At 69.8% G+C, this 25,220-nt stretch carries 21 protein-coding genes; 6 read left to right on the top strand and 15 right to left on the bottom strand.

Annotation, left to right across the window (positions count from 1 at the left end):
* Positions 1-151: 151 nt before the first annotated feature.
* Positions 152-1,897, bottom strand: a complete 1,746-nt coding sequence (locus TMZ1T_RS06930; RefSeq protein ID WP_245537184.1) for an autotransporter assembly complex protein TamA — start codon at positions 1,895-1,897, stop codon at positions 152-154.
* A gap of 16 nt (positions 1,898-1,913) precedes the next feature.
* Complete coding sequence (locus TMZ1T_RS06925; protein ID WP_004322114.1) at positions 1,914-2,915, bottom strand: class 1 fructose-bisphosphatase; 1,002 nt, start codon at positions 2,913-2,915, stop codon at positions 1,914-1,916.
* Between the two features lie 153 nt (positions 2,916-3,068).
* Between TMZ1T_RS06925 and TMZ1T_RS06920 the strand changes: the two genes are divergently transcribed.
* Positions 3,069-4,337, top strand: coding sequence for a D-amino acid dehydrogenase (locus TMZ1T_RS06920; protein WP_004322115.1), 1,269 nt, complete (start codon positions 3,069-3,071; stop codon positions 4,335-4,337).
* A 59-nt stretch (positions 4,338-4,396) separates the two neighbouring features.
* On the opposite strand, the gene TMZ1T_RS06915 is transcribed toward TMZ1T_RS06920, so the two are convergent.
* The 11 genes from TMZ1T_RS06915 to cysD all read right to left on the bottom strand — a co-directional run bounded on the left by TMZ1T_RS06915 (position 4,397) and on the right by cysD (position 14,997).
* Positions 4,397-4,897, bottom strand: a complete 501-nt coding sequence (locus TMZ1T_RS06915) for a hemerythrin domain-containing protein (RefSeq protein WP_004325180.1) — start codon at positions 4,895-4,897, stop codon at positions 4,397-4,399.
* 9 nt (positions 4,898-4,906) lie between these two features.
* The gene (locus TMZ1T_RS06910) at positions 4,907-5,377 is read right to left on the bottom strand and encodes a ClpXP protease specificity-enhancing factor (protein ID WP_004325183.1); all 471 of its coding nucleotides are present in this window, start codon (positions 5,375-5,377) and stop codon (positions 4,907-4,909) included.
* Positions 5,378-5,441: 64 nt separating this feature from the next.
* Complete coding sequence (locus TMZ1T_RS06905) at positions 5,442-6,038, bottom strand: glutathione S-transferase N-terminal domain-containing protein (protein WP_004325185.1); 597 nt, start codon at positions 6,036-6,038, stop codon at positions 5,442-5,444.
* 107 nt (positions 6,039-6,145) lie between these two features.
* Positions 6,146-6,901 carry a cytochrome c1 gene (locus tag TMZ1T_RS06900; protein WP_004325187.1) on the bottom strand — a complete coding sequence of 252 codons (756 nt, stop codon included), beginning with the start codon at positions 6,899-6,901 and terminating at the stop codon, positions 6,146-6,148.
* A complete protein-coding gene (locus TMZ1T_RS06895; RefSeq protein ID WP_004325188.1) occupies positions 6,898-8,166 on the bottom strand; it encodes a cytochrome b in 1,269 nt (422 codons plus the stop codon). Before TMZ1T_RS06895 ends, TMZ1T_RS06900 begins: the two co-directional genes overlap by 4 nt.
* Before the next feature lie 3 nt (positions 8,167-8,169).
* Complete coding sequence (gene petA, locus TMZ1T_RS06890) at positions 8,170-8,763, bottom strand: ubiquinol-cytochrome c reductase iron-sulfur subunit (protein WP_004325190.1); 594 nt, start codon at positions 8,761-8,763, stop codon at positions 8,170-8,172.
* A gap of 185 nt (positions 8,764-8,948) precedes the next feature.
* Positions 8,949-9,542, bottom strand: coding sequence for a recombination mediator RecR (gene recR, locus TMZ1T_RS06885; RefSeq protein ID WP_004325192.1), 594 nt, complete (start codon positions 9,540-9,542; stop codon positions 8,949-8,951).
* Between the two features lie 11 nt (positions 9,543-9,553).
* Positions 9,554-9,877 (bottom strand): YbaB/EbfC family nucleoid-associated protein, encoded by a 324-nt coding sequence (locus tag TMZ1T_RS06880; RefSeq protein ID WP_004325193.1) that lies wholly within the window; start codon positions 9,875-9,877, stop codon positions 9,554-9,556.
* A gap of 73 nt (positions 9,878-9,950) precedes the next feature.
* The gene (dnaX, locus tag TMZ1T_RS06875) at positions 9,951-12,101 is read right to left on the bottom strand and encodes a DNA polymerase III subunit gamma/tau (protein ID WP_012585001.1); all 2,151 of its coding nucleotides are present in this window, start codon (positions 12,099-12,101) and stop codon (positions 9,951-9,953) included.
* Positions 12,102-12,159: 58 nt separating this feature from the next.
* The gene (gene cysN, locus TMZ1T_RS06870) at positions 12,160-14,079 is read right to left on the bottom strand and encodes a sulfate adenylyltransferase subunit CysN (protein WP_012585000.1); all 1,920 of its coding nucleotides are present in this window, start codon (positions 14,077-14,079) and stop codon (positions 12,160-12,162) included.
* Positions 14,080-14,997: a sulfate adenylyltransferase subunit CysD gene (cysD, locus tag TMZ1T_RS06865; protein WP_004320144.1), complete on the bottom strand. Its 918-nt coding sequence runs from the start codon at positions 14,995-14,997 to the stop codon at positions 14,080-14,082.
* A gap of 194 nt (positions 14,998-15,191) precedes the next feature.
* Here cysD and cysQ point away from each other — a divergent pair, with 194 nt between their 5' ends.
* Together cysQ and TMZ1T_RS06855 are read left to right on the top strand one after the other, a co-directional pair.
* Positions 15,192-15,962, top strand: coding sequence for a 3'(2'),5'-bisphosphate nucleotidase CysQ (cysQ, locus tag TMZ1T_RS06860; RefSeq protein WP_012584999.1), 771 nt, complete (start codon positions 15,192-15,194; stop codon positions 15,960-15,962).
* 14 nt (positions 15,963-15,976) lie between these two features.
* Positions 15,977-17,713, top strand: a complete 1,737-nt coding sequence (locus tag TMZ1T_RS06855; RefSeq protein ID WP_004320148.1) for an SLC13 family permease — start codon at positions 15,977-15,979, stop codon at positions 17,711-17,713.
* Positions 17,714-17,728: 15 nt separating this feature from the next.
* Here TMZ1T_RS06855 and TMZ1T_RS06850 read toward each other — a convergent pair whose 3' ends face one another.
* Entirely contained in the window at positions 17,729-17,995 is a 267-nt protein-coding gene (locus TMZ1T_RS06850) for an acyl carrier protein (protein WP_004320151.1), read from the bottom strand.
* Positions 17,996-18,106: 111 nt separating this feature from the next.
* Between TMZ1T_RS06850 and TMZ1T_RS06845 the strand changes: the two genes are divergently transcribed.
* Both TMZ1T_RS06845 and TMZ1T_RS06840 read left to right on the top strand, forming a co-directional pair.
* Entirely contained in the window at positions 18,107-19,699 is a 1,593-nt protein-coding gene (locus TMZ1T_RS06845; RefSeq protein ID WP_004320153.1) for an acyl-CoA ligase (AMP-forming), exosortase A system-associated, read from the top strand.
* Complete coding sequence (locus tag TMZ1T_RS06840; protein ID WP_004320156.1) at positions 19,696-20,943, top strand: pyridoxal-dependent decarboxylase, exosortase A system-associated; 1,248 nt, start codon at positions 19,696-19,698, stop codon at positions 20,941-20,943. The genes TMZ1T_RS06845 and TMZ1T_RS06840 overlap by 4 nt, the downstream gene beginning before the upstream one ends.
* 14 nt (positions 20,944-20,957) lie before the next feature.
* Here the strand turns inward: TMZ1T_RS06840 and TMZ1T_RS06835 are convergent, their stop codons facing one another.
* A complete protein-coding gene (locus TMZ1T_RS06835; RefSeq protein WP_004320158.1) occupies positions 20,958-21,476 on the bottom strand; it encodes a hypothetical protein in 519 nt (172 codons plus the stop codon).
* 140 nt (positions 21,477-21,616) lie between these two features.
* Here TMZ1T_RS06835 and TMZ1T_RS06830 point away from each other — a divergent pair, with 140 nt between their 5' ends.
* A complete protein-coding gene (locus TMZ1T_RS06830) occupies positions 21,617-25,219 on the top strand; it encodes a VanZ family protein (RefSeq protein ID WP_012584998.1) in 3,603 nt (1,200 codons plus the stop codon).
* The last annotated feature ends 1 nt before the right edge of the window (position 25,220 follow it).

Below are 25,220 nucleotides of genomic sequence, written 5' to 3'. Positions count from 1 at the left end.
CCGCGCGGATCACCGTGAAAATCTACTCCTGTTCCGCGGGCAATGGCGAGGCGACCAGGGGGCGAGCAGAACGCGGACGGCGCGGGGGCGAAGGGCAGCGCTGCGCGCGCAGACGCCGATCGGCCGATGGCAGCCCATCGAGCGCCGCGCCTCAGAACGCCACCGCGACCCCGAAATGCAGCCGCAGGCTGCGTTCCTGGTGGCCCCAGGCGAGATCGATCGCGAGCGGGCCCGCCGGGCTGCGCCAGCGCGCGCCGACGCCGTAGCCGACGCGAAGATCGTAGTCCGCGCGGGTATCGGCGGCATCCCCCGCATCGACGAAGACGGCCGCACCCCACTGCGGCCGGAACCAGCGCACGTACTCGGCGCTCGCGGTCGCCAGGTAGCGGCCGCCGACGGTCGCGTCGCCCTCCTTCACGCCCAGGCTCTGGTAGTCGTAGCCGCGCACCGACTGCGCGCCGCCGGTGCGGAAGAGGAAGTCCTGCGGCACGCCCTCGCGGCTGTCGGCCAGGGTCACGCCAGCCTCGCCGCGCAGGATGAACACGTCGGTGCCGCGCACCGGCTGGTAGCGCGCGACGCGCGAGTAGAAACGCAGGAAGTCCTGGTCGGAGAATAGCGTCTTGCTGCCGCCGCCGACCTGGAACTCGAGCACGTAGCCGCGGGTGGGGTCGAGCAGGTTGTCGACCGCGCGCTTCTTCCAGGTCCAGTTGGCGCTCAGGGTGTTGGTCGAGCGCGAGGGCGCGCCGGCCGGTTCGATGTTCTCGTGCTGCAGGCGCAGCGCGAGCTGGGTCTCGATGTCGCCGCGCAGCGTGGTGCGCGCGGCGCCGAGCGCCTGCGAGTCGATCTTGAGCCCTTCGAGGTCGCTGGCCTCGTAGAGCGCGCCGAAGCTGTCGCGGTCGCGCCCGCGCGGCGGCAGGAAGACGTCGGCGAACAGCGCCTGGCGGCGCTCCTCGATGCGCAGGCCGGAGGACAACTCCCAGCCGCGCTTGCGCAGGTTGGCGTCGCGATAGCTGAACTCGACGCGCGCGCCGGTGTTGGTCGAATAGCCCGCCCCCACCCCGGCATAGCGCGGCAGTGCTTCGGTGACCTTGACCCGCACCGGCACCGCTGCGGACAGCGTCGGGTCGCGCTCGATGTCGACGATCACCGAACCGAAGTGCGGGGTGTTCTGCAGTCCGGTCTGAAAGGCAAGCAGCTCCTCGCGGTCGTAGGGCGCACCGGGCTTGAGCCGGCTGTAGCGCTCGACGAGATCGGTCGGCAGATGCTCCAGGCCCTGCACGTCGAGCTCGCCAAGGTAGAAGCTCGGTCCGCTGTCGATGCGCACCCGCAGCGTGGCACGCGCGCTCTCCGGGTCGATCTCGGCGCGGCTGGCCACGATGCGCGCCGCGGCGTAACGGCGCGCCGCGACCGCATCGAGCAGCGCCTGCTTGGCGCCGTCCCAGCCGCCCTGGCTGAAGGGCGCGCCGACCGGCAGGCTCCAGCCCGCGCGCAGCAGGTCGAGGTACTCGCTGCCGCCCGGCCCGGAGGTGGCGATCTCGCCGACGAACTGCAGCTCGACCTGCGCGATCTCGGTGCGCGGACCGGGTTCCACCTCCAGCACCCAATTGCGCGCGTCGCTGCGATCGAAGCGCACCCGCGGCGAGAAGTAGCCCTCGGTGGCGAGCAGGCCCGCCACCTCGCGACGCGCCCGCCGGGTCATCGCCGAGCGGTCGGCCTGCTCCTCGGGCAGTTCGAGCGCCTCCTGGCGCAGCAGGCGCACGTGGCGCTCGAGCAGCGGTCGCACCTCGTCGGGCGCCTGCAGGCGCACCTCCAGGGTCTCCTGCGCCAGCGCGCCACCCCCCGCGAACGCGAGGGCCAGCGCGAGGAAGCGCAGCCCCCGGCGCAGCGGGTGTCGCACTCCCGAGCGCACCCGCTCAGTCCTCCTGGTGGTAGCCCGCGACGCGCTCGACCTCGTTCTTCGAGCCGAGGATCACCGGCACGCGCTGGTGCAGCCGGTCCGGCATCACGTCGAGGATGCGCTCGCGCCCGGTGGAGGCCGCGCCGCCAGCCTGCTCGACCAGCATCGCCATCGGGTTGGCCTCGTACATCAGGCGCAGCTTGCCGCCCTTGCTGCGACACTTCTCGTCCATCGGGTACATGAACACGCCGCCGCGGGTGAGGATGCGATGCACGTCTGCGACCATCGAGGCCACCCAGCGCATGTTGTAGTCCTTGCCGAGCGGACCTTCCTTGCCCTGCACCATCTCGGCGACGTAGCGCTTGACCGGCGCCTCCCAGAAGCGCGCATTGGATGCGTTGATGGCAAATTCCTGGGTATCGACCGGGATGGTCATGAAGGGCTGGGTGTAGATGAAGCTGCCCATCTCGCGGTCGAGCGTGAATCCGTGCACGCCCTGCCCCACGGTGAGCACGAGCTGGGTGGCAGGACCATACACGGCGTAGCCGGCCGCGACCTGCTCGCGACCGGGCTGCAGGAAGCTCTCCTCGGTGGGCTCCGTGCCGCCCGGCGGATTGCGCAGCACCGAGAAGATGGTGCCGACCGAGATGTTGACGTCGATGTTGGACGAGCCGTCGAGCGGATCGAAGAGCAGCAGGAAGCCGCCCTTGGGCAGGTCGAAGGGGATCTGGCAGATGGTCTCGACTTCCTCCGAGGCCATGCCGGCGAGATGGCCGCCCCACTCGTTGGCCTGCAGCAGGATCTCGTTGGCGATGACGTCGAGCTTCTTCTGCGCCTCGCCCTGGACGTTGTCGGTGCCGGCCTCGCCGAGCACGCCGGCGAGCGCGCCCTTGGAGACGTTGACGCTGATCGCCTTGACCGCGCGAGCGACGACCTCGATCAGCAGGCGCAGGTCGGCGGTGATGCGGCCGGCGCGCTGCTGCTCGATGAGGAACTGGGTAAGGGTGACTCGGCGCATGACAAGGCTCCATGACATTGAACGAAACGGACAAGGCGGGATTATCGCGGTTCCGCGCCACGAGCGCACGGGCCGTGATGCCCGAAACCGCGAGACTGCTGCCGCAGCCGCCGAGGCGCTATCATCGGCACCCCCAACCCGCTTTTCCACTTCATGCACGTCATGGTTCTCGGCGCCGGCCTGTCCGGCGTCACGACCGCCTGGTACCTGACCCGCGCCGGCTTCCAGGTCAGCCTGGTCGACCGCCAGCCCGGCGCCGGACTGGAGACCAGCTTCGCCAACGGCGGGCAGATCTCGATCAGCCATCCCGAGCCCTGGGCCAACCCCGGCGCACCCGCGCAGGTGCTGCGCTGGCTCGGACGCGCGGACGCGCCGCTGAAGTTCCGCCCGCACCGCGCCCTTGCGCAGTGGACCTGGGGCCTGCGTTTCCTGCTCGAATGCCTGCCCGCACGGGCGCACCGCAACACCGTCGCGATCGCCGCGCTCGCGCTCGCCAGCGGGCAGCGACTGCGTGCGCTGCGCGCCGAACTCGGCCTCGAATACGACCAGCTCGAGCGCGGCATCCTGCACCTGTTCTACAGCCGCGGGGAGTTCGCCAAGGCCCCCGCGCGCGCTGCGCAGCTGCGCGCCTTCGGTATCGCGGCCGAGGTGCTGGACCGCGATGCCTGCCTGGAACGCGAGCCCGCGCTGGCCACGTGCGCCGGCAGCCTGGCCGGCGGGATCTTCGCCCAGGGCGACGAATCGGGCGACGCGCACAAGTTCACCCGCGCGCTCGCGCACAGGCTGGAAGAAGGTGGTGTGGTCCTGCACCGGGAGACCGAGGTGAGCGCGCTCGAGACCGGATCCGGCGGCCGGGTCGTGGGCGCGCGCGTGCGCCGCGCGGACGGCAGCGTCGACAGCCTGCGCGCGGACGCCTGCGTGCTCTGCCTGGGCAGCCACGGCCCGCGCCTCGCCGCGCCGCTCGGCTTGCGGCTGCCGATCTACCCGGTCAAGGGCTACTCGATCACCGCACCGGTACTCGAGCCCGCGCTCGCACCCTACGTGAGCCTGACCGACGAGTCGCGCCGGATCGTGTGCTCGCGCCTGGGCGACCGCCTGCGCGTCGCCGGCACGGCGGAACTCGACGGCTTCGACACCACGATCCGCGCGGCGCGGATCGCGCCGATCATGGCGTGGGTGCAGGCGCGCTTCCCGCACGCGATCGATCTCGAACGCGCGGAACCCTGGGCCGGGTTGCGCCCCGCCACGCCGGGAAACGTGCCACTGATCGGACGCAGCGCGCGCCCCGGGCTATGGCTCAACACCGGCCATGGCACGCTGGGATGGACGCTGGCCTGCGGTTCGGCCGCCGCACTGGCGGATCTGATGAGCGGGCGCAGGCCGGAGGTGGCGTTTCCTTTCCTCGCGGCGGCGGAGGTCTAGCGCCGCGTGCGCCCGGCGACGCGTTGCGGCGGGCCGAACGCATCGCGGAGGAGGCCGCGTCAGGCCGCGCGCGCGGCCTCGCCGGCTGCCGCATCCTCGGCAGCGAGCGTGGCGCAGCCACAGCCGGCGGCGCGCGTCTCGCCTTCGGCGAGTGGGCGCAGCGTGCACGAATCGACGTCGAAGCCGATCGTCGCCAGATGAAAGGCGAGCGCGGCATCCATGCCGTTCACGTGATTCACGAACCAGGCCGGCAGCTCTTCCATCAGTCGGCGGCCAAGGAAGTGGTCGCCGCGCTCGACGCGCTTGCGGATGTCGGCCATCACCGCGAGCACGCGGTCATGCTCGGCGCGATGGCAGCCGGGAAAGTCGACCGCTTCCATCCAGCCGTTCTCGAGATCGAAGTGGGCCTTCGCATGCTCGATGAGCGCGTCGAGCGCACGCAGGAAATCATCGGGCGCGGCGTTGGCCGCGGCGTTGTAGCACTCGACGAACTCGCGATGGGTCTCGTCCATCGGGGCGAGGTTGTTGTCGAGATCGGCGCTCCAGGCAAGGCTAGGCATCGGTGTTCCTCACTTGACGATCTTGAGATGGCTGCCGCGCGGCGGGCGCGCGGGGGGCTGCGGCTCCGCGGAGCGCTCGCGACGCAGTTCGGCGGTGGTGTCGCTCATGTCCTGGACGACGTCGGCGGACGGATCCTGCACCGCCACGGACGCATCCTCCACCGCCTCGAGCTCGGGCTCGAAGGCCATGCCCTGCCCGTTCTCGCGTGCGTAGATCGCGACCACGTTGGCCACCGGGATCACCAGCGAATGCGCGGCACCGCCGAAACGGGCCTGGAAGCTGATGAAGTCGTTGGCCATTTGCAGCTGGCCGGTGGCGTCGGGCGAAAGGTTCAGCACGATCTGGCCGTCGCGCGCGTAACCGGGCGGCACCCGGGTGTCCTCGTCCACCAGCGTGGCGAGATAGGGCGTGAAACCCTGATCCACGCACCATTCCCAGATGGCGCGCAACAGGTATGGCTTGGTCGAGACGGTGCTCATCGGCTCTCCGGTGGCCGTGCCACGCCCCTGCGGGCGCCGCACGGCCTGACTGCGGTCGTGCGGCTCAGCGCCGCATGACCTTTTCGGACGGGGTCAGCGCGTCGATGAATCCCTGACGGCTGAAGATGCGTTCGGCGTACTTCATCAGCGGCGCAGCAGCCTTGGGCAGTTCGATGCCGTAGTGCTCGAGGCGCCACAGCAGCGGGGCGATCGCGACGTCGAGCATGGAGAACTCCTCGCCGAGCATGTATTTCTGCTTGGTAAACACCGGCGCGAGCTGGGTGAGATGGTCGCGCACGTGGGCGCGCACCTTGTCCACGCCCTTCTGCGCGGCCTCCAGGGCCTCCAGGTGGGTGAACAGCTCCTGCTCGAAAGTGTGCAACAGCTGGCGGGCACGCGCACGCATGATCGGGTCGGGTGGCATCAGCTGCGGATGCGGGAAGCGCTCGTCGATGTACTCGTTGATGATGTTGGCCTCGTAGAGCACGAGGTCGCGATCGACCAGCACCGGCACGCGGTTGTACGGGTTGATGACGGCGATGTCTTCGGGCTTGTTGTAGAGGTCGACGTCGATGACCTCGAAGTCCATGCCTTTTTCGAACAGCACGATCCGGCAACGATGACTGAAGGGATCGGTCGTGCCGGAATACAGGTTCATCATGGTGTTACGACTCCGGAATTCAAAAGCAAAAGCGCACCACGCGGGTCCGCGTGGTGCGTCAGGGTCAGGACCGCGCTAGCCGGCCCGGAGGGCCGCGGCGACAGGAATCAATGAATGTCCTTCCAGTAGTTCTTCTTCAGCGCGTAGCTGAGCACGAACATGCCGGCGAGGAAGATCAGCACGAGGGCGCCGATCGACTTGCGCTTCTCGGCCACCGGCTCGCCCATCCAGACCAGGAAGGAGACGAGGTCGGCGACCGCCTTGTCGTACTCCTGGACCGACAGCTTGCCCGGCTTGACGAGTTCGAGGGCCGTCGTCGTCGTGCCGTCCGCATTCTGCGTGATCTTGGCGACCTGCTCGCCCTGCAGCTGCCAGAACACGTGCGGCATGGCCACGTTGGCGAAGATGGCATTGTTCCAGCCGGTCGGGCGGCTCGGGTCGCGGTAGAACTGGCGCAGATAGGTATACAGCCAGTCGGCCCCGCTGCCGTCCGCCGAGGCGCGCTGCCGCGCCACCAGCGTCAGGTCGGGCGGCGCGACGCCGAACCACCCCTTGGACTCCGCCGGCCGCATCGCGATCTTCATCAGGTCGCCGACGCGCTCGCCGGTGAACATTAGGTTGTCGCGGATCTCCGCCTCGGAGAGGCCGATGTTCTGCAGCTGGTTGTAGCGCACGAAGCTGGCGCTATGGCAGTTCATGCAGTAATTGACGAACAGCTTGGCGCCGTGCTGCAGCGCGGCCGGCTCGCTGCTCACCGGCGCCTTGTCCAGATGCACGCTGGCACCGGCGGCCATCGCCACGGCCGGCGCGAACAGCGCCACGGCCGCGAACCGCTTGATGAAGTTGATCACTCGCGTTTTCATTTGAAGTTCACCCTTTCCGGTTCGGGTTTGCACTTGTCGAGCTTGCTGTACCACGGCATCAGCAGGAAGAAGGCGAAGTAGATCACCGAGCAGATCTGCGACACCAGCGTGCGACCCGGGGTCGGGGGCAGAACACCCAGGTAACCCAGGATGAAGAAGGCGATCACGAAGACGACCAGCACCATCTTGAAGATCGGCCCCTTGTAGCGGATCGACTTGACGGGGCTGCGGTCCAGCCAGGGCAGGAAGGCGATGATCACCACCGACGCGCCCATGGCCACCACGCCCCAGAACTTCGCATCGAGACCGAACAGCGGATAGGTCACGGCGCGCAGGATCGAATAGAAGGGGGTGAAATACCACACCGGCGCGATGTGCGGCGGGGTCTTCAGCGGATCGGCCGGGATGAAGTTGTTGAACTCGAGGAAGTAGCCACCGCCCTCGGGCATGAAGAACACGACCGCGCTGAAGAAGAACAGGAAGACGACGACGCCGACGATGTCCTTCACCGTGTAGTACGGGTGGAAGGGGATGCCGTCGAGCGGCTTGCCGGTCGCATCCTTCTTCTTCTTGATCTCGACACCATCGGGGTTGTTGGAGCCGACTTCGTGCAGCGCGACGATGTGCGCGAGCACCAGGCCGATCAGCACCAGCGGCACGGCGATGACGTGGAAGGAGAAGAAGCGGTTCAGCGTGGCGTCGGAGACGACGTAGTCGCCGCGGATCACCAGCGACAGGTCCGGACCGATCACCGGGATCGCCGAGAACAGGTTCACGATCACCTGGGCGCCCCAGAACGACATCTGGCCCCACGGCAGCAGATAGCCCATGAACGCCTCGGCCATCAACACCAGGAAGATCAGCGTGCCGAAGACCCAGATCAACTCGCGCGGCTTGCGATAAGAGCCATAGAGCAGGCCGCGGAACATGTGCAGATACACGACGATGAAGAAGGCCGACGCACCGGTCGAGTGCAGGTAGCGGATCAGCCAGCCGCCCGGCACCTCGCGCATGATGTACTCGACGCTGGCGAACGCCACCGGAACGCCCGACGCGTTGAGCGAGGCGTCCGGCTTGTAGTGCATCACCAGGAAGATGCCGGTGAGGATCTGGATCACCAGCACCAGCAGGGCCAGCGAGCCGAAGAAGTACCAGAAGTTGAAGTTCTTCGGCGCGTAGTACTCGGACAGGTGCGCCTTCCAGGTCGACGTGAGCGGGAAGCGCTCGTCGATCCAGTTGAGAACGGCTTGGGATTTGGTCGTCATCGCTTATGCCTTCCCGTCATCGCCAACAAGGATTTTGGTGTCCGCGAGATACTGGTGCGGCGGCACCTCGAGATTGTCCGGCGCGGGCATGCTGCTATACACGCGGCCGGCCAGATCGAAGATCGAGCCGTGACAGGGGCACAGGAAGCCACCCGGCCAGTCGGCGCCCATGCCGCTGTCCGCGCCCACCTTGAACTTCTCGGAGGGCGAGCAGCCGAGGTGGGTGCAGATGCCGACCGTGACCAGGTACTCCGGCTTGATCGAGCGGTGCTTGTTCTTGGCGTACTCGGGCTGCTGCGGCTTCACGGAGTTGGGGTCGCTGACCTTTTCGTCCGTCTTGTCGAGCGAGGCGAGCATCTCGGGCGTGCGGCGCAGGATCCACACCGGCTTGCCACGCCACTCCACCGTCATCATCTCGCCCGGCTTCAGCTTGCTGACGTCCGCCTCCACCGGCGCACCGGCCGCCTTCGCGCGTTCGGACGGCGTCAGGCTGGCGACGAACGGCACCGCGGTCGCCACTGCGGCGACGCCACCTGCGGCGGACGTCGCCAGCAGCAGGGTGCGGCGGCTGCTGTCCATTTTCTGATCAACGCTCATGAGCCTCTTCCCAAAAAGGAAAACGAAAGACCTGGATACAAATAACCATCCGATTATATCGAAGACGCTGCAGCAGAGAAAGCGCGACGGGCCGATCGCCAGCCGGAACAAGGCCTTCGGCACGAAAACCGACACCGATCAGGAACCGCCCGGGGCATGCGTTGCTGCATTGCAGCAACGGAAATTCAGACCGCGCGGCGCTCGATCAGAGCCTGGCCGATGGTGCCGATGTCGGTATGCTCGAGCTCGCCGCCGACCGGGACGCCGCGCGACAGCCGGCTGACCTTGACCCCGCGCGCGCCGAGCAGGCTCGCGACGGTGTGCGCGGTGGCCTCGCCCTCGTTGGTGAAGTTGGTGGCGAGGATGACCTCGCGCACCCCCTCCTCGGTGGCGCGCGCGATCAGCTTGTCCAGGCGCAGTTCGCGCGGCCCGACGCCATCGAGCGGCGAAAGCCGGCCCATCAGCACGTAGTAGAGGCCGTTGTAGGACTGCGTCTGCTCGATCATGGCGAGATCGGCCGGCATCTCCACCACGCACAGCAGCGCGGCGTCGCGGCGCGGATTGGCGCAGCGCGGACACACCTCGTCCTCGGTGAAGCTGTTGCAGCGCGCGCAATGGCGCAGCACCTCGAGCGCATGCAGCAGGGCATTGCCCAGCCGCGCCGCGCCGCGCTGATCACGCTGCAGCAGATGATAGGCCATGCGCTGCGCCGACTTGGGGCCGACCCCGGGCAGGCAGCGCAGTGCCTCGATCAGTTCGTCGAGGCTGGAAGGCGACATCGGCCCGCCGCTCAGAACGGCAGCTTCATGCCCGGCGGCAGGTTCAGCCCGGCGGTGACGCTGGACATCTTCTCCTGGGTGGCCGCCTCGACCTTGCGCACGGCGTCGTTGAGCGCTGCGGCGACGAGGTCCTCGAGCATCTCGCGGTCGTCCATGACCGACTCGTCGATGGACACCCGGCGCACGTCGTACTTGCAGGTCATCTGCACCTTGACCATGCCGGCGCCGGACTGCCCCTCGACCTCGATCGAGCCGAGCTGGTCCTGCATCTTCTTCATGTTTTCCTGCATCTGCTGGGCCTGCTTCATCAGGCCCGCGATACCGCCTTTCATCATGATGGTGTTCTCCGTCGGATCGGTTGTCGGGTGGGGTCGATCGGGAGGGCGCGCCTCCCGGCATCGAAGGGGTTCAAAGGGGTTTCACCGTGTTCTCGACGAGCGTGGCGTCGAAACGTTCGATCAGCTCGCGCACGAAGGGGTCGGCCTCGAGCGCTGCGACCGCCTCGGCATGGCGGACCTGGCGCTCGATCGCGTCGCGCTGCGCGGGGGTCTGTCCGGAGATGTCGCCGATCGCGATGCGCACCGCGAGCGTGCGTCCGAGCGCGGCGCACAGCACGTCCTGCAGGCGCTCGACCGCGCCGCGATTCATGTCGAGCAGGTGGCGGTGCGCGGTCGACAGGCGCAGCTGCAGCACGCCATCGCCACACTCGACCCATTCGCAGTGCTGGGCAAGCTCGCGCACCAGTCCGCCGAGCCCGAGCGCGCGGATCAGGCCGCGCCAGTCGCCGAGCGCAAGCAGCGCCGCGGCATCGCCACTGGCGGCGGGCGCATCCTGGGTCGGCGCAGCCGGAGACGTCGCCGGCTCGGGCGCGCGCACCGCGGGAAGGGGCGCGGACCGCGACGGGACTTCCTCCGCCCGCCGCGCGCCACCGCCACGCGGCTCCGGGCGTGCCCGTGAGATCGCCCCCGTGTGCGCACCCGCGGAGGCGGCGTAGGCCTCGTCGTGGCCGTTGCGCGCCTCGCGCGGCGGCGGCAGATCGGAATCGGCATAGGCCTCGGGCGGGAGATCCTCCCAGGGCGGAACGTCCTGCACGCTTGCCGGGGCAGCACGCGCCGGCTGCACGGCGTGCTCCTCGCGCGCGGATCTGCGCGGCGGCGCGCTCGCAGGCGCAGGTGCGACGGCCTGCTGCGCCGCCGGAACGGAGCCGGGCTGCATGGATGCGGGCGCCGCAGCCTCGAGGACGGTCTGCTGCGCGCTGGGGATCGCCGCATCGGCGCCGGCCGCCGGTGCGGGGACGGCCGCCGGTGCGGGACCGGCGATCCCGGCCGACGCGACGGTCCGCGCGGGCACCTCGGCCGGAACGCCCGACTCCGCGGCACGCCCGGACTCCGCCGGGCCGCCGGCCGCCAGTGCAGGCGCGCGCGCGCGCCCCGCATCCGGCCCGGATGGCACGCCCGGCCCGCCAAGCGCAGCAGGCTGCTCCGGGCGGAACGCATGCAGGCGCAGCAGGGTCATCGTGAAGCCTGTGTAGTCGTCCGGCGCCAGCGGCAGCTCGTCGCGGCCGTGGACGGCGACCTGGTAGGCGAGCTGGAGGAACTCGGCGTCGAAGCGCTCGACGTAGCCGAGGATGCGCGCGCGCTCGAGCTCGTCGGCGATCGCCGCAGGTGCGTACTGGGCGAGCGCGACGCGATGCACCAGCGTGGCCAGCGCCTGCAGTGCGGCGTCGAAGGACAGGCTCCTCGCCTCCATGCCGTCGGCCACCGCGAGCAGCGCGGGCACGTCGCCCGCGGCGAGCGCGTCGAGCACCGCGTAGAGGTGGTCGTCCCCCACCGTGCCGAGCATGTGGCTGACCTGCTCCTCTTCCACCCGGCCCGCGCCATGCGCGATCGCCTGGTCGAGCAGCGACAGCGCGTCGCGCATCGAGCCCGACGCCGCCTTGGCGAGGTGACGCAGCGCGCCCGGCTCGAACGCCACCTCCTCGGCCTGCAGGATGCGCGTCAGGTGATCGACGATATGGCCCTGCGGCATCTGCTTGAGGTTGAACTGCAGGCAGCGCGACAGCACCGTGACCGGGATCTTCTGGGGGTCGGTGGTGGCGAGGATGAATTTCACATGCTCCGGCGGCTCCTCGAGCGTCTTCAACATGGCGTTGAAGGCGTGCCCGGTGAGCATGTGCACTTCGTCGATCATGTAGACCTTGAAGCGCCCCTGCACCGGCGCATACACCGCCTTGTCGAGCAGCGCGGCCATCTCCTCGACGCCGCGGTTCGAAGCCGCATCCATCTCGACGTAGTCGGGGAAGCGGTCGGCATCGATCGCGCGGCAGGCGTCGCAAATGCCGCAGGGCTCGGCGGTGATGCCGGTCTCGCAGTTGAGTGCCTTGGCGAGGATGCGGCTGATGGTGGTCTTGCCCACGCCGCGCGTGCCGGTGAACAGCCAGGCGTGGTGCAGCCGCCCGGTGGCGAGCGCGTGCGTCAGCGCACGCACGACGTGCTCCTGACCGACCAGCGTGCCGAAGGATTTCGGCCGCCACTTGCGTGCGAGGACCTGATAGCTCATGGCGGGCGATTCTAGCAGAGCGGCGGGCGGCGACCCGCGCGCTCGACGGGACGCAGGTTCAGCCCCCCGGCGTCCGGCTCAGCATGCCGCGCTCGCCCAGCCAGGCAAGCACCGCATCGGCCGCGGCCTCCAGGTCGAGGCGGGTGGTATCGAGGCGCAGTTCGGGGTCCTCCGACGCCTCGTAAGGCGAATCGATGCCGGTGAAGTTCTTCAGCTCGCCGCGCCGGGCCTTCTTGTACAGGCCCTTGGGATCGCGCGCCTCGGCCACCTCCAGCGGAGTGTCGACGAAGACCTCGACGAACTCGCCCTCCTCCACCAGGCCGCGCGCCATGCGGCGCTCGGAGCGGAAAGGCGAGATGAAGGCGGTGAGCACGATCAGGCCTGCATCGACCATCAGCTTCGCGACCTCGGCGACGCGACGGATGTTCTCCACGCGATCGGCGTCGGTGAAGCCGAGGTCCTTGTTGAGGCCATGGCGCACATTGTCGCCGTCGAGCAGGTAGGTGTGGTGGCCGAGCGCGTGCAGTTTCTTCTCGACCAGGTTGGCGATCGAGGACTTCCCTGCGCCGGACAGGCCGGTGAACCACAGCACGCAGCCGCGCTGGTTCTTCAGCGCGGCACGCGCGCGCTTGTCCACATCGACGTGCTGCAGGTGGATGTTGTGCGCGCGACGCAGCGCGAAGTGCAACAGGCCGGCGCCGACGGTGTTGTTGGAGAGGCGGTCGATCAGGATGAAGCCGCCGGTGTCGCGGTTGATCCGGTAGGGATCGAAGGCGATCGGCCGATCCAGGCTCAGGTTGCACACGCCGATCGCGTTGAGCTCGAGCCGCTTGGCGGCGACGTGCTCGAGGGTGTTCACATTCACCTGGTACTTGATCTCGGTGATCGTCGCGCTGACCGTGCGCGCGCCGATCTTGAGCAGGTAAGGGCGGCCGGCGAGCATGGGCTCGTCGTGCATCCACACCACCGTGCACTCGAACTGGTCGGCGACCTCGGCCGGCGCCTCGACGGTCGAGATGACGTCGCCGCGCGAGATGTCGATCTCGTCGGCGAGGGTCAGCGTGACCGACTGCCCGGCCACGGCCCGGTCGAGATCGCCGTCGCGGGTCACGATGCGCGCCACCGTGCTCTCGCGCCCCGAGGGCTGTACGCGCACACGATCGCCCGGGCGGATGGTGCCGCCGGCGATGGAGCCGGCAAAGCCGCGGAAATCCAGGTTGGGGCGATTGACCCACTGCACCGGCAGGCGGAAGGGCGCGCGCTGCATCAGGCCGTCATCGACCTCCACCGTCTCGAGGTAGCCCATCAGCGTGGTGCCGTGGTACCAGGGCATCGCAGCGCTCGGAGAGGTGATGTTGTCGCCCCTGAAGGCCGACATCGGGATGAAGGTCACCTGCTCGATGCCGAGCTGGCGGGAGAAGGCGGTGTAGTCCTCGACGATGCGGCGGAACACGCCCTCGGCGTAATCGACCAGGTCCATCTTGTTGATCGCCACCACGATGTGGCGGATGCCGATGAGGTTCACCAGGTAGCTGTGACGCCGCGTCTGGGTGAGGATGCCCTTGCGCGCATCGACCATCAGGATGGCCGCGTCGGCCGTCGAGGCGCCGGTGACCATGTTGCGGGTGTATTGCTCGTGGCCGGGGGTGTCGGCGACGATGAACTTGCGCTTGTCGGTGGAGAAGAAGCGATACGCCACGTCGATCGTGATGCCCTGCTCGCGCTCGGCGGCCAGGCCGTCGACCAGCAGCGCGAAGTCGATCGCCTCGCCCTGGGTGCCGTACTTCTTCGAGTCGGCCTCGACCGCGGCGAGCTGGTCCTCGAAGAGCATCTTCGACTCGTAGAGCAGGCGCCCGATCAGCGTGCTCTTGCCGTCGTCCACGCTGCCGCAGGTGATGAAGCGCAGCAGGCTCTTGTTCTCGTGCGCCCTGAGGTACTGCTCGATGTCGGTCGCGATCAGGTCGGAAACGTGTGCCATTTAGAAATAGCCCTCCTGCTTTTTCTTTTCCATCGAGGCGGCCGAGTCGTGGTCGATCACCCGCCCCTGGCGCTCCGAGGTCCTGGCCAGCAGCATCTCCTGGATGATCGCCGGCAGGGTGTCGGCCTCGGACTCGATCGCGCCGGTGAGCGGATAGCAGCCCAGAGTGCGGAAGCGCACCTTCTTCATCATCGGCACCTCGCCCGGGCGCAGCGGCATACGCTCGTCGTCGACCATGATCAGCGTGCCGTCGCGCTCGACCACCGGGCGCACCGCGGCGTAGTAGAGCGGCACGATGGGGATGTTCTCGAGGTAGATGTACTGCCAGATGTCGAGCTCGGTCCAGTTCGACAGGGGGAACACGCGGATCGACTCGCCCTTGTGCTTCCTCGCGTTGTAGAGCTTCCACAGCTCGGGGCGCTGGTTCTTCGGGTCCCAGCGGTGCTGCGCGGTGCGGAAGGAGAACACGCGCTCCTTGGCGCGCGATTTCTCCTCGTCGCGGCGCGCGCCGCCGAAGGCCACGTCGAAGCCGTACTGGTCGAGCGCCTGCTTGAGGCCCTCGGTCTTCATGATGTCGGTGTGGATCGCCGAGCCGTGGGTAAAGGGGTTGATGTCCTTCTCCACGCCCTCGGGGTTGATGTGCACCAGCAGGTCCATGCCGGTCTCGCCCGCCATGCGGTCGCGAAAGCTGTACATGTCGCGGAACTTCCAGCGCGTATCGACGTGCAGCAGCGGAAAGGGCGGCACCGCCGGATGGAAGGCCTTCAGGGCCAGGTGCAGCATCACCGCGCTGTCCTTGCCGATGGAGTAGAGCATCACCGGGTTGTCGGCCTCGGCGACGACCTCGCGCAGGATGTGGATGCTCTCGGCTTCGAGGCGCTGGAGGTGGGTCAGGCTGGTCGTAGGCACGCTGGTCATGGGCGACGGGATGCGAAGGGACAAGGCATGAATGATGAGGCCGCGCGCCGTCGCGCGCAGCGTCTTCGAAGATCGGCGGGCGGAACTATTTCTCGCGGCGCGACATTCTGCACCCGAATCCACCTCTAGACGGGGCTCTCGCCACGCCCGCCCGGGTACACTTGCGGCGTCGACCACTCCCCCGGAGCCCGCTGATGGACACCGCAACCGCCTCACGGCTCCTCGAAGCCCTGCTCCCGATCGTGCGCGCGGCCGGCGCGCTGGTGATGGACATCTACCGCAGCGACTTCGCGGTGCGCGGCAAGGACGACGCCTCGCCGGTAACCGAGGCCGACGAGCGCGCCGAGGCGCTCATCGTCCCCGCCCTCGAGGCCTTGCTGCCCGGCGTGCCGGTGGTGGCCGAAGAGGCCGTCGCGGCGGGCCGCCTGCCCGCACTCGGGCGCCGCTTCTGGCTGGTCGATCCCCTCGACGGCACCAAGGAGTTCATCGGCCGCAACGGCGAGTTCACCGTCAACATCGCCCTCGTCGAGGATGGCGAGCCGGTCCTCGGCACCGTCTTCGCACCCGCGCTCGAGCGCCTCTTCCTCGGCGCGGGCGGGGTCGGCGCCTTCGTCGAGCAGGACGGCCGTCGCCGCCCGATCCGCTGCCGCACCGTCCCGCCCGCCGGCCTCACCGTGGTGGCCAGCCGCTCGCACGGCGACGCGGCCGCGCTCGACGCCTTCCTCGACGGGCGCAAGGTGGCCGCGCTCACCAACGCCGGCTCCTCGCTCAAGCTGTGCCTGGTCGCGGCGGGCGAGGCCGATCTCTATCCGCGCCTCGGCCGCACCATGGAATGGGACATCGCCGCCGGCCATGCGGTGCTGACCGCCGCCGGCGGCCGCGTGCAAACCCTGGCGGGGGCGCCGCTGCGCTACGGCAAGCCGGGGCTGGACAACCCCCACTTCGTCGCCAGCGGACTGGACTGAGCCCGGGCGTGCCGATGACGACCGCCCACCTCGTCCTCGCCTCGATCGCGCTGCTGCTAGCGCTGCTGGCCCACGGCCGCGTCGGCCCGGCGGTGCTGTTCGCGGCCTGGGCGGGCGGCTACCACCTGCTCGGCCTCGCCAGCCAGCAGGAACTGCTGGCGAGCTTCTCCAACCCCGCGCTCGCCACCCTGATCCTGCTGCTGCTGGTCTCGCTCGCGCTCGAACGCTCGCCGCTGCTCGACCATCTGTCGGAACTCCTGCTCAAGGGCCGCGTCGGGCTGGCGACCCTGCGCCTGTCCGTCTTCGCCTGCCTGATCTCGGCGTTCATGAACAACACCGCGGTGGTGGGCGCGCTGCTGGGCACGGTCACCTCGCAACGCCGACACCCCGCCTCGAAGCTGCTGATCCCGCTCTCCTACGCCTCCATCCTCGGCGGCATCACCACACTGGTCGGCACCTCGACCAACCTGGTGGTGAACTCCTTCGTCATCGACGCGGGCCTGCCGCCGCTGCAGATGTTCCAGTTCGCCTGGGTAGGGATTCCGGTCGCGCTCGCCTGCATCGGGGTGATGGCACTGAGCTCGCGACTGCTGCCCGCGAACGCCTCGAGCGAGGCCGAGGCACGCTCGACCTACTTCCTCGAGGCGCGCGTGGCTGCGGGCTCGCCGATGATCGGACGCAGCATCGAAACCAACCGCCTGCGCAACCTCGAGGGCCTGTTCCTGCTCGAGATCGAGCGCGAGGGCCGGCTGATCTCGCCGGTCGGCCCGGCCGAGATCCTGCACACCGGCGACGTGCTGGTGTTCACCGGCGAGGTGGCGCGAGTGCAGACCCTGCAGCGCTTCCCCGGGCTGGAGGTGTTCGGCGCGGGCGCCGACGCGCTGCTCAAGTCCAACCTGGTCGAGGTGGTGCTCGCGAGCAGCTCGGACCTGGCCAACCGCACCCTGCGCGAGGTCGACTTCCGCACCATGTTCGATGCCGGGGTGGTCGGCATCCGCCGCGGCGACCGGCGCCTGACCGGCCAGCTCGGACGCATCCCGCTGCGCGTCGGCGACAGCCTGCTGCTGGCCGCGGGCCCGGACTTCCTGCAGCACCGCAACCTCGACCGCAACTTCCACATCCTCAACGGCTCGGGTCTGCGCCCCAAGCTCGGCCGCATGCAAAGCGTCGCGGCGCTGTCGGGCTTCGCACTCGTGATCCTGGTCGCCGCCCTGGGCTGGCTGCCCCTGTTCGGCGGCCTGCTCGTGCTGCTCGCCGCCCTGCTCGGCAGCGGCCTGCTGACCCTGGGCGAGCTGCGCCGGCGCTTTCCCTTCGAACTGCTGGTGGTGATCGGCTCCGCGCTGGCGATCGCCGGCGTGGTCGAGCGTTCGGGCGCGGCGGAGCTGGTCGCGGGCTGGATGCGGGCGATCTTCGACGGGCACGGCGTCCATGCCGCGCTCGCGGGTGTCTACCTGATCACGCTGACGCTCACCGAGGTGATCACCAACACCGCCGCCGCCGCGCTCGCCTTCCCGATCGCGCTCGGCACCGCGCGCGCGTTCGGGGTCGATCCGATGCCCTTCGTGATGGTGGTGGCCTACGGCGCGAGCGCCGGCTTCCTGATCCCCTTCGGCTACCAGACCCACCTGATGGTGTATTCGGCCGGCCGCTACCGCATGCGGGATTTCCTGCGCGCCGGACTGCCGGTGAGCCTCACCTACTCGGCGCTGGTGCTGCTGCTGGTGCCGCTGGTGTTTCCGCTCCACCGCTGAGCACGGCGCACGGAATCAGCCGGGCTGGCGAGCACTCAGGCGGGTGACGAACTCGACCACGGTACCGACCGTGGCGAAGGAGTTGCCATCGACCTCGTCGTCCGGCACCTCGATGCCGAAACGCGCCTCGATCTCCTGGATGACGGCGATCACCGCCATCGAATCGAGCTCGGGCAGATCTCCCAGCAAGGGCGTGTCTGCGGCGAATGCGAGCGCGCGACCGTCCAGGCTCAGCACCTCGTCCAGCAGCGACAGCACTTCCTTCAGAATCTGTTCGGACATCACTTCTCCATGACGGAAGCGGGTCACGACGCGCATCCACGCCGCCCGCCCCGCAAAACGCGCGCATTATACTTGCCAGCCCGTTCCTGTCTGCACCGATAAGCGAAGCCGATGCACGCCAAACACCTGCTCCACCACCTCGTCGAGTCCGCGGCCGCACGCGATCCCGCACGCATCGCCGTGGTTGCCGGCGACCGGCAGCTGCGCTACCAGGAGCTCGAGGCCGCGCTCCACGCTTTCGCCGGCGGCCTGGCCGGGCTGGGCCTCGCCCGCGCCGAGCGCGTCGGGATCTATCTCGACAAGCGCCCCGAGTTCGTCGCCGCCGCCTTCGGCACCAGCGCCGCGGGCGGCGTCTTCGTGCCGATCAACCCCGTGCTCAAGGCCGCGCAGGTCGGCCACATCCTGCGCGACTGCGCGGTCCGCGTCCTCGTCACCACCGCAGAACGCCTCGCCGCGCTCGGCGACGCGCTCGACCACTGCCACGATCTGCGCCACGTGGTGCTGGTGGGCGCAGACGGCGCGACCACCCGTTCCGTCGCCGTGCATTCCTGGCAGGCCCTGCTCGCCGCCCCGGCACGCGCCGGGCATCGCGTCATCGACGCCGACATGGCGGCGATCCTGTACACCTCGGGCAGCACCGGGCGACCGAAGGGCGTGGTGTTGTCCCACCGCAACATGATGGCGGGGGCGCGCAGCGTGGCGCACTACCTCGGCAACCACCCCGACGACACCCTGCTCGCCGCCCTGCCGCTGTCCTTCGACGCCGGGCTGTCGCAGCTCACCACCGCCTTCCAGGCCGGCGCCCGCGTCGTGCTGCTCAACTGGCTGCTGCCGCGCGACGTGCTCAAGGCGATCGAGCGCGAACGCGTGAGCGGGCTGACCGCGGTGCCGCCGCTGTGGATCCAGCTCGCGCAATTGCCCTGGGCCGCGGATACCGACGAGCACCTGCGCTACATCGCCAACACCGGCGGGCGCATGCCGGGCGAGGTCCTCGCCCGCCTGCGCGCGCAGCTCCCGAAGACCCGCCCCTTCCTGATGTACGGCCTCACCGAGGCCTTCCGCGCGACCTACCTGCCGCCCGAGGAGCTCGACCGCCGCCCCGACTCGATCGGCAAGGCCATCCCCGACGCCGAGGTGCTGGTGCTGCGCGAGGACGGCAGCGAATGCGCGCCCAACGAGCCGGGCGAGCTCGTGCAGCGCGGCGCCTTGGTGGCGATGGGCTACTGGAACGACCCCGAGCGCAGCGCCGAGCGCTTCCGCCCGCTGCCCGCCGCCGCCCCCGGCCGCGAACCCGGCCTGGTGCTGCCCGAGATCGCGGTGTTCTCCGGCGACACGGTGCGCCGCGACGAGGACGGCTACCTCTACTTCATCGGCCGTCGCGACGAGATGATCAAGACCTCGGGCTACCGCGTCAGCCCCACCGAGATCGAGGAGATCCTCTACGCCACCGGCCTGGTCGGCGAATGCGCGGCCTTCGGCGTCGCACACGCGAGCCTCGGCCAGAGCATCGTCGCGGTCGTCACCCCGCCCGCCGGCGCCACGCTCGACACTGCCGCACTGCTGGCGGAGTGCCGCAGCCGCATGCCGGCCTACATGGTGCCGGCGCGCTTCGAGCCGCGCAGCGGCGCGCTGCCGCGCAACGCCAACGGCAAGATCGACCGCAAGGCGCTCGCCGACGCCCTCGCCGCCGGAGAGCCCGCATGAACGCCCCCGCCCGCAGCCTGCCCACGCACGCGCCGCAGACCGTGTTCGCGATCGCCGACGGCGAACTCCAGATCGCTGGCCAGCCACTCTCCCGGCTCGCCGCGCGTGTCGGGCGGACGCCCTTCTACGCCTACGATCGCGGCGCGATCGCACGCCGGGTGGCCGAGCTGCGCGCGGCACTGCCGCCCGCCATCGAGCTGCACTACGCGATGAAGGCCAACCCGATGCCGGCGCTGGTGGGCCACCTGGCGCGCCTGGTCGACGGCATCGACGTCGCCTCCGCCGGCGAGCTGCAGGTCGCGCTCGACGCCGGCGCCGACCCCCAGCACGTCAGCTTCGCCGGTCCCGGCAAGCGCGACACCGAGCTGCGCCAGGCGGTGGCCGCCGGCATCCTGGTCAATGTGGAATCCTTCCGCGAGATCGCGCCGCTGGCCGAGGCCGCGGCCGCGCTCGGCGTGCCGGCGCGGGTCGCAGTACGGGTGAATCCGGACTTCGAGCTCAAGTCCTCGGGCATGAAGATGGGCGGCGGCCCCAAGCCCTTCGGCGTGGACGCCGAGCAGGTACCCGGCTTGCTCGCCGAGATCAGCCGCGCCGGGCTCGCCTTCGAGGGCTTCCACCTCTTCGCCGGCTCGCAGAACCTCAAGGCCGAGGCCATCGTCGAGGCCCAGCGCAAGAGCTTCGAACTCGCCCTGCGCCTGGCCGCGCACGCCCCCGCCCCGGTGCGCACGCTGAACCTCGGCGGCGGCTTCGGCATCCCGTACTTCCCCGGCGAACAGGCGCTCGACCTGACGCCGATCGCCGCCGGCCTCGCCGACATCGTCGCCGAGGCCGCACAAGCCCTGCCCGAGGCCAGGATCGTGCTGGAACTCGGCCGCTACCTGGTCGGCGAGGCCGGCGTGTATGTGTGCCGGATCACCGACATCAAGGTCTCGCGCGGCCACACCTATCTCGTCACCGACGGCGGCCTGCACCACCACTTGTCGGCGAGCGGCAACTTCGGCCAGGTGATCCGCAAGAACTACCCGGTTGCGATCGGCAATCGCATGGACGCTCCACCTGCCGGCGAGCCGGCATCGGTGGTCGGCCCACTCTGCACTCCGCTCGACGTGATCGCCGATCGAATGCCGCTACCGGCCGCGCAGATCGGCGACCTCATCGTGGTGTTCCAGTCCGGCGCCTATGGCGCGAGCGCGAGCCCGCAGGCCTTCCTCGGCCACCCGCAAGTGGTCGAGATCCTCGCCTGAGGGCCACAAGGCGTTCAGCGCTGGCCGGCCGCCACGCCCCTGTTCGTCCGCGGCTGCTCCGTGTTCGTGCTCCGACCCTGGAAGACCATGGTCGTGGCGCCCCCCGCGACACAACCGTTTCCCGAGTCGTCCTGCAGGCTCGCGACCTCGCTGCCACCCTTGCAGATGCTGTAGGCACCGAGGCCGTTGCCGTGAACGGTGTGGGAAAAAGGCCCGGAGGAGCCGCTCGCATCGAGGTAGGAATACTCCACGGCATCCCCGACGATCCTCCAGTTGCCGACGTCCTTGCTCGGGTCCACGCTGTCCCTCAAGCCGCGCTTGAAATCACGCAAGGTGCCGGACGCCAGATGCAGCTCCTGATATTTCCAGCCCCACTCCGGACGCTCATCCGCCGCACATGCGTAGCGACCGGGCAACAGGAGGGCCAGCTGGTCCCCGGTCACCTGCGTATCACCACATCCGGCGAACGCGACACCCGGCGCCGCGACACCCGACAGCAGAACCAGACCGGCAAAAAGGAAAGAAGGCTTCATGTTCGCACCCGGCGCAATCGAAACGATGGAGGAAGCGGCGGGCAGACAGAACCGGACCACCGCGGGCTTTGATTAAACATAGCAGCTCGGCGCACACCGTACGACAATCGGGGCTCGCTCCCGCAGGAAATATTTCTCCGATGCACGATTCCTACGGCCCCCCCGCGGCGCAAGCACCTCGCAGCTACCTCCCGATCGCCCTGCTGTGGGCGCTTTTCATCGCCTACGGCAGCCTGGTGCCCCTCGAGTTCCGCCCTCGCGCCGACGCCTGGCAGGCATTCATGGACACGCCCTGGCTGTCGCTCGGGGTCGGTTCGCGCGCCGACTGGGTGGCGAACGTGCTGCTTTACCTGGTGCTGGCCTGGTTCGCTACCGGGGCGGTGTGGACCAGCCGCCTCTCCGCCTGGGTGCGCACGCCGCTGCTCGTCGGCGTGCTCGGCACCATCCTCGCCCTCGCGGTGGGAATCGAATACCTGCAGCTGTTCTTCCCGCCGCGAACGGTGTCGCGCAACGACCTGCTCGCAGAGGCGCTCGGCACCGGCATCGGCACGCTGCTCTGGTTCGCGGCCGGCCCTCGCCTCGCGGCGATGTGGCGGCGTTTCATCGACGGCGGCACGCACAGCCTGCGCGCCGTGCTGGGTCTGTACGCACTGGGCTACCTCGGGCTCGCGCTGTTTCCCTACGACTTCCTGGTGAGCATGGACGAGCTCGCCGCCAAGCTCGCCCGCCCCGACAGCCTCGGGTGGTTGCCCGGCCTGTCCTGCGGACCCGCATTCGCCTGCGGCATCAAGCTGCTGGTCGAGGCCGTCCTGATGATTCCCTTCGGCATCCTGCTCGCGCTCGGTGTGCGCGACCACGCCGCGCGGCGCCCCCCGGGGATGGCGGCCGGTCTCGCCGCGGGCGCCCTCGCCGGCGTGGCGATCGAGGCGGTGCAGGTGGTGCTCGCGTCCGGAACGACACAGGGCATCTCGGTGCTCACCCGCGCGCTCGGCACCCTGTGGGGACTCGTACTCGCGCGTAGCGGAATACGGCGCTGGCTGGAGTACTCGCCACAACGCCTGCTGCGCGCGGCGCTGTGGCTCTCGTCCGTCTGGCTCGCCCTGGTGCTGGCGACGAACGGCTTGCTGCCGCTGCGGCTCCAGGCCTCCTGGGCTGCGCTGGAAAAACTCGAGACGCTGCGCTTCCTGCCCTTCTACTACCACTACTACAGCACCGAGACGGCCGCCGTGCGCAGCCTGCTCTTCGTGGCGGGAAGCTTCGCACCGGTGGGGGTGGTCGCCGCCCTCGCCTTTCCGCACCATCGCTTCGGCGCCAGCCTGCTCGCGCTGCTGGTCGCCGCCCTCGTCGCGGCGGCGGTCGAGCTGCTCAAGCTGTTCACCGAGGGCAAGCATCCCGACCCCACCAACCTGTTGATCGCGGTCGCGGCCGCCTGGCTCGCGCACCGCCTCGTCGCGCACCTGCTGCCGATCCTGCACCACCACGGCACGCGCACGACACCCCCGACGTCCGCTGCGCAGCCCCGGCGCAGAGTCGCGACGCTGCTCGCCGTGGGTGTGGCGCCGGCGGCGCTGCTGCTCGCCACGGTGCTGCTCGGCCTGCCGCTGGCCGAGCCGCCCGCCGTGGGGGCGTCCGCGCCCACGTACCCGCCTCCTTCGGCCCTGCCACCGGCCGACATCGCCGGCTTTCGCACCGCCCACCCCCGCCTGCCCCACCCCTCCCCCGCCGACCTCGCGGCGCTGCGCGCCGGCAACCCCGCCTACCTGCAGCAGACGGCGAGCGCGGCGCGCAGCAACCCGAACGCCCTCTTCGCGATCACGCTGGCGGCCTTCGTCCAGCCCGGCAGCGTCGATCTCGCCCCGCTGCACGCGCGCCTGGTGGCGAGTCGCTTCAGCGACCGCGGCAGCGGCCAGGTCGAACCGCTCGCGCTCGCCTACGACTGGCTGCACGACCAATGGAGCGCGCAGGAACGCGAGAGCCTGCGCGAGCGCCTCGCCGAGGGCTGCGACTTCCTGATCGAGGTGATCCGCAAGGAACAGCTCTCGCCCTACAACGCCTTCCTCTACAACACCCCGCTGCAAGGCCTGATGGCGTGCAGCATCGCGCTGTACGGCGACCATCCGCGCGGCGAGGCCTTCATGCGCTTCACCCACGAGCTGTGGAAGAAGCGTGTGCTGCCGGTCTGGCGCCAGGTCTTCGGGCGCCACGGCGGCTGGCACGAAGGCGGCGAATACGTGGCGGTGGGCATCGGCCAGGCCATCCATACCCTGCCCGCGCTGTGGCGCACCGCCACCGGCGAGGACCTGTTCGCCAGCGAAGCGGGGATCCGCGGCTTCCTCGACTTCCTCGTCTATCGCACCCGCCCCGATCGCACCCATATGCGCTGGGGCGACGGCGCCTGGTTCGACCGCCATCCGCGCGACGCCGCGGCGCTCGCCCTCGAGTACCGCCACGCCGCCGCCTACACGCTGGCACCGCCCAACGCGGCGCGCGCGCGCGACGGCCGTCGGGTCGGCCCGGTGCCCACCGGGTGGCCATGGGGACCGCTGTCGGACGACGGCCTGATCGACCCCGCCGCGCAGACCCGCATGCCGCTCGCGCGCCTGTTCGACGGCATCGGCCTGCTCGTGGCGCGCAGCGACTGGTCGGAGGACGCCACCTGGCTCAGTTTCAAGGCCGGCGACAACTTCTGGTCGCACAGCCACCTCGACCAGGGCGCGTTCACGATCTTCAAGGGGGGGCCGCTGGCGATCGACAGCGGCTGGTACGGTCCCGCCTACGGGTCGAATCACCACATGAACTACACCTACCAGAGCATCGCCCACAACCTGGTCACGGTGACCGACCCCGCCGACGAGCAGCCCGGCCCCGGCTTCGACGCCGCAAACCCGCGCCACTACCCCAACGACGGCGGCCAGCGCCGCATCGGCTCGGGCTGGGGCGTGGATGCGGCGCCGCTCGACGTCGCACAATGGCAGGAGCGCAGCGAGACCTACCACACCGGCCGCATCGCGGCCCACCTCGACGACGACGACCTGGTCGTCGCCGTGGCCGACGTCGGCGCCGCCTACACCAACCGCAACTCCGGACGCGGCAGCTTCGCCGACCGCACCCGCCGCGTCGAGCGCATGTGGCGGGTGCTGGGCTATGACCGGATCAACGATGCGGTGGTGGTGTTCGACGACGTCGTCGCCAGCCGTGCCGGCTTCGCCAAGCGTTGGCTGCTGCATGCGGTGGAGCCGCCGCTCGTGCGCGGGGACCGCTTCGACCTGTTCATCCCGGGCGACACCCGCCCGGGGCGGCGGGGCGGCAGCCTGCACGGCCACGTCCTCCTGCCGCGCGACGCGGTGCTCGACACCGTAGGCGGCCCCGGCTTCGAGTTCTTCGTGGACGGGCGCAACCACGACGAGGACGGGAAGGTGCAGGCGGCGATCGCGAAGCTCGGCCACGGCCGCGCCGAGCCGGGCGCCTGGCGCATCGAGCTGCGGCCGCGCGCCGCGGCCGCCGAAGACCGCTTCCTCGTCGTGATGCTGCCCACGCTCGCCGGCGACCAGCCCCAGGCCCGCGTGCGCCTGCTCGAAGCCGGCGCGGAGGTGGGTGCGGAGATCGCCGGGCCGCGGCGCACCACACGCTGGTGGTTCGTGCCCGGACGCCTGGGCGCACGCGTGGAGGTGCTCGAGGACGGTCGCACGCGCAGCCGCGAGATCGTGCCCGGCGGATCCCCCGCCGGAAACATCACGGATTGAA

Origin of the sequence: Thauera aminoaromatica (assembly GCF_000021765.1) — a bacterium.
Lineage (GTDB): Bacteria > Pseudomonadota > Gammaproteobacteria > Burkholderiales > Rhodocyclaceae > Thauera > Thauera aminoaromatica.
Note: the sequence above shows the minus strand (reverse complement) of the source record. Positions and strands in the feature narration are given on the sequence as shown.

Bases quoted from the DNA above. Each gene is read 5' to 3' on its own strand.
- TMZ1T_RS06925 (WP_004322114.1), bottom strand. From the start codon at position 2,915: ATGCGCCGAGTCACCCTTACCCAGTTCCTCATCGAGCAGCAGCGCGCC.
- TMZ1T_RS06920 (WP_004322115.1), top strand. From the start codon at position 3,069: ATGCACGTCATGGTTCTCGGCGCCGGCCTGTCCGGCGTCACGACCGCC.
- TMZ1T_RS06915 (WP_004325180.1), bottom strand. From the start codon at position 4,897: ATGCCTAGCCTTGCCTGGAGCGCCGATCTCGACAACAACCTCGCCCCG.
- TMZ1T_RS06910 (WP_004325183.1), bottom strand. From the start codon at position 5,377: ATGAGCACCGTCTCGACCAAGCCATACCTGTTGCGCGCCATCTGGGAA.
- TMZ1T_RS06905 (WP_004325185.1), bottom strand. From the start codon at position 6,038: ATGATGAACCTGTATTCCGGCACGACCGATCCCTTCAGTCATCGTTGC.
- TMZ1T_RS06900 (WP_004325187.1), bottom strand. From the start codon at position 6,901: ATGAAAACGCGAGTGATCAACTTCATCAAGCGGTTCGCGGCCGTGGCG.
- TMZ1T_RS06895 (WP_004325188.1), bottom strand. From the start codon at position 8,166: ATGACGACCAAATCCCAAGCCGTTCTCAACTGGATCGACGAGCGCTTC.
- petA (WP_004325190.1), bottom strand. From the start codon at position 8,763: ATGAGCGTTGATCAGAAAATGGACAGCAGCCGCCGCACCCTGCTGCTG.
- recR (WP_004325192.1), bottom strand. From the start codon at position 9,542: ATGTCGCCTTCCAGCCTCGACGAACTGATCGAGGCACTGCGCTGCCTG.
- TMZ1T_RS06880 (WP_004325193.1), bottom strand. From the start codon at position 9,877: ATGATGAAAGGCGGTATCGCGGGCCTGATGAAGCAGGCCCAGCAGATG.
- dnaX (WP_012585001.1), bottom strand. From the start codon at position 12,101: ATGAGCTATCAGGTCCTCGCACGCAAGTGGCGGCCGAAATCCTTCGGC.
- cysN (WP_012585000.1), bottom strand. From the start codon at position 14,079: ATGGCACACGTTTCCGACCTGATCGCGACCGACATCGAGCAGTACCTC.
- cysD (WP_004320144.1), bottom strand. From the start codon at position 14,997: ATGACCAGCGTGCCTACGACCAGCCTGACCCACCTCCAGCGCCTCGAA.
- cysQ (WP_012584999.1), top strand. From the start codon at position 15,192: ATGGACACCGCAACCGCCTCACGGCTCCTCGAAGCCCTGCTCCCGATC.
- TMZ1T_RS06855 (WP_004320148.1), top strand. From the start codon at position 15,977: ATGACGACCGCCCACCTCGTCCTCGCCTCGATCGCGCTGCTGCTAGCG.
- TMZ1T_RS06850 (WP_004320151.1), bottom strand. From the start codon at position 17,995: ATGTCCGAACAGATTCTGAAGGAAGTGCTGTCGCTGCTGGACGAGGTG.
- TMZ1T_RS06845 (WP_004320153.1), top strand. From the start codon at position 18,107: ATGCACGCCAAACACCTGCTCCACCACCTCGTCGAGTCCGCGGCCGCA.
- TMZ1T_RS06840 (WP_004320156.1), top strand. From the start codon at position 19,696: ATGAACGCCCCCGCCCGCAGCCTGCCCACGCACGCGCCGCAGACCGTG.
- TMZ1T_RS06835 (WP_004320158.1), bottom strand. From the start codon at position 21,476: ATGAAGCCTTCTTTCCTTTTTGCCGGTCTGGTTCTGCTGTCGGGTGTC.
- TMZ1T_RS06830 (WP_012584998.1), top strand. From the start codon at position 21,617: ATGCACGATTCCTACGGCCCCCCCGCGGCGCAAGCACCTCGCAGCTAC.